This is a genomic window from Raoultella sp. (assembly GCF_039594335.1).
In the GTDB taxonomy this organism is placed as follows: domain Bacteria; phylum Pseudomonadota; class Gammaproteobacteria; order Enterobacterales; family Enterobacteriaceae; genus Klebsiella.
In genome coordinates, this window is the sequence record NZ_JBCNNS010000177.1 from 1 (window position 1) to 6976 (window position 6976).

Annotated in this window: 6 protein-coding genes; 5 read left to right on the forward strand and 1 reads right to left on the reverse strand. The window is 56.7% G+C overall.

Annotated features, from left to right (window positions below; genetic code table 11):
• Positions 1 to 167: 167 nt before the first annotated feature.
• Entirely contained in the window at positions 168 to 383 is a 216-nt protein-coding gene (gene rpmE / locus ACZAHD_RS20450) for a 50S ribosomal protein L31 (RefSeq protein WP_004869403.1), read from the reverse strand.
• A 241-nt stretch (positions 384 to 624) separates the two neighbouring features.
• Between rpmE and priA the strand changes: the two genes are divergently transcribed.
• The 5 genes from priA to hslU form a co-directional block, all read left to right on the forward strand.
• Positions 625 to 2820, forward strand: coding sequence for a primosomal protein N' (gene priA, locus ACZAHD_RS20455; protein ID WP_462458385.1), 2196 nt, complete (start codon positions 625 to 627; stop codon positions 2818 to 2820).
• 151 nt (positions 2821 to 2971) lie between these two features.
• Positions 2972 to 4000, forward strand: coding sequence for a DNA-binding transcriptional regulator CytR (gene cytR, locus ACZAHD_RS20460; RefSeq protein ID WP_462458386.1), 1029 nt, complete (start codon positions 2972 to 2974; stop codon positions 3998 to 4000).
• A gap of 91 nt (positions 4001 to 4091) precedes the next feature.
• Entirely contained in the window at positions 4092 to 5078 is a 987-nt protein-coding gene (ftsN, locus tag ACZAHD_RS20465) for a cell division protein FtsN (RefSeq protein ID WP_462458387.1), read from the forward strand.
• A gap of 91 nt (positions 5079 to 5169) precedes the next feature.
• Positions 5170 to 5700, forward strand: a complete 531-nt coding sequence (hslV, locus tag ACZAHD_RS20470; RefSeq protein WP_462458388.1) for an ATP-dependent protease subunit HslV — start codon at positions 5170 to 5172, stop codon at positions 5698 to 5700.
• 9 nt (positions 5701 to 5709) lie between these two features.
• Positions 5710 to 6976: HslU--HslV peptidase ATPase subunit (hslU, locus tag ACZAHD_RS20475; RefSeq protein ID WP_462458389.1), on the forward strand; the 1267-nt coding region annotated here is incomplete at its 3' end.

Genomic DNA, 6976 nt, shown 5'->3' on the forward strand with positions numbered 1-6976 from the left:
CTGCTCATGCTATTTACTCCTTGATTTGCTGGTAACAAACCGGGGCAGTATTTCGCATGGGCATTCTACGGGCAAAGCCCCACATGAACGATCACCACCCCCATAGGAGGTGGTTTAGGGGTGACAACAAAAAAAGCCGCCCGTGGGCGGCTTTTTCTTCCGGCAACTTACTTGCTGGTGCCTGGAACGCTGAAGCGCTTGTTGAAGCGGTCAACGCGGCCACCGGTCGCAACATCACGCTGCTTGCCAGTGTAAAACGGGTGGCATTTACCGCACACGTCGAGGTTCAGGTCGTGACCTACGGTAGAACGGATTTTCATGACATTACCGCAAGAGCAAGAAGCAGTAATTTCTTCGTATTTCGGGTGAATATCTTTTTTCATGGGAGAACCTCAGTTAAGGCCGCGTCGCTCTTCCAGCCCTAACGCCAGACACCACGCGATGTTAATAATTTCCCGGCGCAATCCCGCTAAACGAAATCCCCGGGTAATAGATTCTGATGCTACACGAAGCGCACCAAAGGCGGCGAATCATACAGAATTTGACCAGCATATGCAAACTGATCCGCGAGCCCTTATCACAATGTGTATACTAACCGGCCAGATTTCAAGTCAGGAAGATGACATGCCCGTCGCCCACGTTGCCCTGCCCGTCCCGCTGCCCCGCACCTTTGACTACCTGCTACCTGAAGGAATGCCGGTCAAAGCAGGCTGTCGCGTGCGCGTACCGTTCGGTAAACAAGAGCGTATCGGGATTGTAACCGCCATCAGCGAACGCAGCGAGCTGCCGCTGGATGAGCTCAAGCCGGTCATCGACATGCTGGATGCCGAACCGGTATTCTCTTCTGTCGTCTGGCGGCTGCTGCTGTGGGCGGCCGACTACTATCACCATCCCATCGGCGATGTGCTGTTCCACGCCCTGCCGATCATGCTTCGCCAGGGGAAACCAGCCAGCGCCGCGCCACAGTGGTACTGGTTCGCTACCGAGCAGGGCCAGGCGGTCGATATCAATAGCCTCAAACGCTCGCCGAAACAGCAGCAGGCTCTGGCCGCGTTGCGTCAGGGGAAGATCTGGCGTCATCAGGTTGCGGAACTGGAGTTTAACGATGCGGCGCTGCAGGCTCTGCGGGGGAAAGGGCTTTGCGAGCTGGCAAGCGAAGCGCCCGCCCTCACCGACTGGCGAACCCACTTCGCTGTACCCGGAGAACGGCTGCGCCTCAACACCGAGCAGGCCACGGCCGTCGGGGCGATTCACAGCGCATCAGACCGTTTTTCAACCTGGCTGCTTGCGGGAATTACCGGCTCAGGGAAAACGGAAGTTTACCTCAGCGTGCTGGAAAACGTGCTGGCGCAAGGCCGACAGGCGCTGGTGATGGTGCCGGAAATTGGCCTGACGCCGCAAACCATCGCCCGTTTCCGTCAGCGTTTTAACGCGCCGGTTGAAGTCCTGCACTCCGGCCTTAACGACAGCGAACGTCTTTCCGCGTGGCTGAAGGCCAAAAACGGCGAAGCGGCCATCGTCATCGGCACGCGTTCCTCGCTGTTCACGCCATTCAAAAACCTGGGCGTGATCGTTATCGATGAAGAGCACGACAGCTCCTATAAACAACAGGAAGGCTGGCGCTATCACGCCCGCGACCTGGCGGTCTGGCGTGCCCATAGCGAGCAAATCCCGATTATTCTTGGCTCGGCAACCCCGGCGCTGGAGACGTTATACAATGTCCGCCAGGGGAAATATCGCCAGCTGAAGCTGACAAAGCGTGCAGGTAACGCCCGCCCGGCGCAACAGCACGTACTGGACCTCAAAGGACAGCCATTGCAGGCGGGACTCTCCCCGGCGTTGATTGGCCGCATGCGCCAGCATTTGCAGGCCGATAATCAGGTGATTCTGTTTTTGAACCGTCGCGGTTTCGCGCCGGCGCTGCTGTGCCATGACTGCGGCTGGATAGCAGAGTGTCCGCGCTGCGACAGCTACTACACCCTGCATCAGGCACAGCATCATTTACGCTGCCACCACTGTGACAGCCAGCGACCGATCCCGCGGCAGTGCCCCTTCTGCGGCTCAACGCATCTGGTGCCGGTCGGGCTGGGTACCGAGCAGCTGGAGCAGGCGCTGGCACCGCTGTTTCCCGGCGTGCCCGTCTCTCGTGTCGACCGGGATACCACCAGCCGTAAAGGTGCACTCGAACAGCACCTCTCCGATATCCATCGCGGTGGTGCACGCATCCTGATCGGCACCCAAATGCTGGCCAAAGGTCATCATTTCCCGGACGTTACCCTAGTGTCGCTGCTGGATGTCGATGGCGCGCTGTTTTCCGCCGATTTCCGCTCGGCCGAGCGCTTCGCTCAGCTCTATACCCAGGTCTCTGGCCGTGCCGGACGCGCGGGTAAACAGGGCGAGGTGATTTTGCAAACCCACCACCCGGAACATCCGCTGCTGCAAACGCTGTTGTATAAAGGCTATGACGCCTTTGCCGAACAGGCGCTGGCCGAAAGACAGACTATGCAACTGCCACCGTGGACCAGCCACGTCCTGATTCGTGCCGAAGATCATAACAACCAGCAGGCACCGCTGTTCCTGCAGCAGTTGCGTAATTTACTGCAGGCCAGCCCGCTGGCCGATGACAAACTGTGGGTGCTGGGCCCGGTTCCGGCGCTAGCGCCCAAACGCGGGGGCCGCTGGCGCTGGCAAATTCTGCTTCAGCACCCTTCGCGCGTTCGCTTGCAGCATATCGTCAGCGGTACGCTCGCCTTGATCAATACGCTGCCGGAAGCGCGCAAGGTAAAATGGGTTCTGGACGTCGATCCTATTGAAGGTTAAGCCTTCTCTTGCGAGACGGATCGAAAAAATTCAACAACCATCACGTTTTTCATGAAAATTCTGTAACTCTCTACATCGACTATCTGCTAAAAATGTTGCTGATGTCAGTACACAAGGGAAGTGTCTGCGCCAGCGAGCGAGGAGAAAACAGGTGAAGCCCAAAAAACAGGTGGTTGCCGCCACAATGAAAGATGTCGCCCTGAAGGCAAACGTTTCAACGGCAACGGTGTCCCGAGCGTTAATGAATCCCGATAAGGTTTCCCAGACTACCCGTAACCGGGTGGAACAGGCGGCGCTTGAAGTCGGCTATTTGCCGCAGTCGCTCGGACGCAATATGAAACGTAACGAGTCGCGTACGATTCTGGTCATCGTACCGGATATTTGCGATCCCTTTTTCAGCGAGATTATCCGGGGTATTGAGATTACCGCTGCGGAACAGGGATATCTGGTGCTGATTGGCGACTGCGCCCACCAGAACCGGCAGGAAAAGACTTTTATCGACCTGATAATTACCAAGCAGATCGACGGTATGTTGTTACTGGGCTCCCGCCTGCCGTTTGACGCAGGCGTTGAAGAACAGCGTAATCTGCCGCCGATGGTGATGGCGAATGAATTTGCACCGGAGCTGGAGCTGCCCACGGTTCACATTGATAACCTCACCGCCGCCTTTAATGCCGTGAATTATCTGCACGAACTGGGCCACCAGCGTATTGGCTGTATCGCCGGCCCGGAAGAGATGCCGCTCTGCCACTATCGCCTCCAGGGCTACGTGCAGGCGCTGCGCCGTAGCGGGATCACCATCGATCCGCACTATATCGCTCGCGGTAACTTTACTTATGAAGCAGGGGCCAGCGCGCTGGAACAGCTTCTGGCGCTACCGGTGCCACCAACCGCGGTCTTCTGCCATAGCGATATCATGGCGCTGGGGGCGCTGTCGCTGGCCAAACGACGGGGCCTGAAGATACCTGACGACCTGTCTATTGTCGGTTTCGATAATATCTCTTTGTCCGAATTTTGCGATCCGCCATTGACGACCGTTGCGCAACCGCGCTTTGATATTGGCCGCGAAGCAATGCTCCTGTTACTGGATCAGTTACATGGTCACAATGTGAACAGCGGTTCACGATTGCTGGACTGCGAACTGATCGTTCGCGGCAGTACACGCAAAATCAGAGCATAACCATCAGGCTTTCGGGCCTGCTCTTCTGGTCAAAGGCCCGCCGCTTAAGTAACATGGCGGACCGACGAACGAATAAAACAGCGAAACGATAGTGGCACAACGAGATTATGTACGCCGCAGCCAACCGGCTTCTTCGCGGCGCAAAAAGGGTAATACCCGAAGCTCAAGGAATAAACAGAGCGGCCTTCCGGTTTCACCAACTATGGTTGCAATCGCGGCGGCAGTGCTGGTGGCCTTTATCGGTGGGCTGTATTTCATCACGCACCATAAAAAAGAAGAAGCGGAAGCGCTGCAAAACCGTCAGGTGGCAGGTAATGGCCTTCCGCCGAAACCGGAAGAGCGCTGGCGCTATATTAAAGAGCTCGAAAGTCGGCAGCCAGGCGTACGTGCGCCGACTGAACCGACGGCTGGCGGGGAAGTGATGAAACCCGAGCAGTTAACCAATGAACAGCGTCAGCTGCTGGCACAGATGCAGGCGGATATGCGCCAGCAGCCGACCCAGCTGACCGAGGTACCATGGAACGAACAAACCCCGGCTCAGCGCCAGCAAACGCTACAGCGTCAGCGTCTGGCGCAGCAGCAGGTACAACAACAGCAGGCTCAACAACAATGGGCGCAAACCCAGCAGCAGGCGCCAGTACAACAACAGCCGCGCGCACAGCAGCGCGTTGCTGAGCAGCCGTACCAGCAGCCAAAGCCGGTACAGCAGCCGAAACAAACCGCCTCGACTCAGCCGTACCAGGATCTGCTGCAGACGCCTGCGCATACCACCGCGCAGCCTAAGACCCAGGCGGCTGCGCCAGTCACTCGCGTTGAAGAAGCGCCGAAAGCGGCGGCGGAAAAGAAAGACGATCGTAGCTGGATGATTCAGTGTGGCTCCTTTAAAGGCGCAGAGCAGGCGGAAACCGTTCGGGCGCAGCTGGCGTTTGAAGGCTTCTCCTCACACATTACCACCAACAATGGCTGGAATCGTGTGGTGATTGGGCCGCTGAAAGGCAAGGAGAGCGCCAACGATATGATTACTCGCCTGAAGATGGCCGGACACGCAAACTGCATTCGTCTCGCCGCCAGGGGTTGAAACCCTAAAAATCCCCCCCATCTATAATTGCATTCTGCCCCGCGTGAACCGCGGGGCCCCTATTCCGTTTTTGTAACCAAGGGGTCTGCTCGTGACAACAATAGTTAGTGTTCGCCGTAACGGCCATGTGGTTATTGCCGGTGATGGCCAGGCCACGCTTGGCAATACCGTCATGAAAGGTAACGTGAAAAAAGTGCGTCGTCTCTACAACGACAAAGTGATCGCCGGCTTCGCTGGCGGCACTGCCGACGCCTTCACGCTGTTTGAACTGTTTGAACGTAAACTGGAAATGCATCAGGGCCACCTGGTCAAAGCTGCTGTCGAACTGGCGAAAGACTGGCGTACCGATCGTATGCTGCGCAAACTGGAAGCTCTGCTGGCCGTGGCGGATGAAAACGCTTCGCTAATCATCACCGGTAACGGTGACGTGGTGCAGCCAGAAAACGACCTGATTGCTATCGGTTCCGGTGGTCCCTACGCTCAGGCCGCTGCCCGCGCTCTGCTGGAAAATACCGAGATGAGCGCACGCGATATCGCAGAGAAGGCGTTGAACATTGCAGGTGATATCTGCATTTATACCAACCATTTCCACACCATCGAAGAATTAGCCTCTAAAGCGTAAGGATCTCCCATGTCTGAAATGACCCCACGCGAAATTGTCAGCGAACTCGACAAACATATTATCGGTCAGGACGCGGCAAAGCGTTCTGTCGCTATCGCGCTGCGTAACCGCTGGCGCCGCATGCAGCTGAACGAGGAGCTGCGCCACGAAGTCACGCCGAAAAACATTCTGATGATCGGTCCAACCGGTGTGGGTAAAACGGAAATTGCCCGTCGTCTGGCGAAACTGGCCAACGCGCCGTTCATCAAAGTAGAAGCCACAAAATTCACCGAAGTGGGCTATGTCGGGAAAGAAGTGGATTCAATTATCCGCGACCTGACCGATGCGGCGATCAAAATGATCCGCATGCAGTCCATCGATAAAAACCGCTACCGTGCGGAAGAACTGGCGGAAGAGCGCATTCTTGATGTGCTGATCCCGCCGGCAAAAAACAACTGGGGACAGGCTGAACAGTCTCAGGAACCGTCTGCTGCACGTCAGGCATTCCGCAAAAAGCTGCGTGAAGGCCAGCTCGACGACAAAGAAATCGAGATCGATCTCGCCGCTGCACCGATGGGCGTGGAAATCATGTCCCCTCCAGGCATGGAAGAGATGACCAGCCAGCTGCAGTCGATGTTCCAGAACCTGGGCGGCCAGAAGCAAAAACCGCGCAAGTTGAAAATCAAAGACGCAATGAAGCTGCTGATTGAAGAAGAAGCGGCGAAGCTGGTCAACCCGGAAGAGCTCAAACAGGATGCCATCGATGCCGTAGAACAGCACGGTATCGTGTTTATCGACGAGATCGACAAAATCTGTAAGCGCGGCGGCAACAGCTCCGGTCCGGATGTCTCTCGCGAAGGCGTGCAGCGCGATCTGCTGCCGCTGGTCGAAGGCTGCACGGTGTCGACCAAGCATGGCATGGTGAAAACCGACCACATTCTGTTTATCGCCTCTGGCGCATTCCAGGTGGCCAGCCCGTCTGACCTGATCCCGGAACTGCAGGGTCGTCTGCCAATTCGCGTCGAGCTGAAAGCGCTGACGACGGAAGATTTCGAGCGCATCCTGACCGAGCCGAACGCTTCCATCACCGTTCAGTATAAAGCGTTGATGGCAACCGAAGGCGTCAACATCGAGTTTGCGGAAGATGGCATCAAGCGTATTGCGCAGGCGGCATGGCAGGTTAACGAAACCACCGAAAACATCGGCGCACGTCGCCTGCACACCGTACTGGAGCGTCTGATTGAAGACATCTCCTTTGACGCCAGCGAAATGGGTGGCCAGAGCATCATTATTGATG

Coding starts and splice junctions, on each gene's coding strand:
- rpmE (WP_004869403.1), bottom strand. CDS start 383: ATGAAAAAAGATATTCACCCGAAATACGAAGAAATTACTGCTTCTTGC.
- priA (WP_462458385.1), top strand. CDS start 625: ATGCCCGTCGCCCACGTTGCCCTGCCCGTCCCGCTGCCCCGCACCTTT.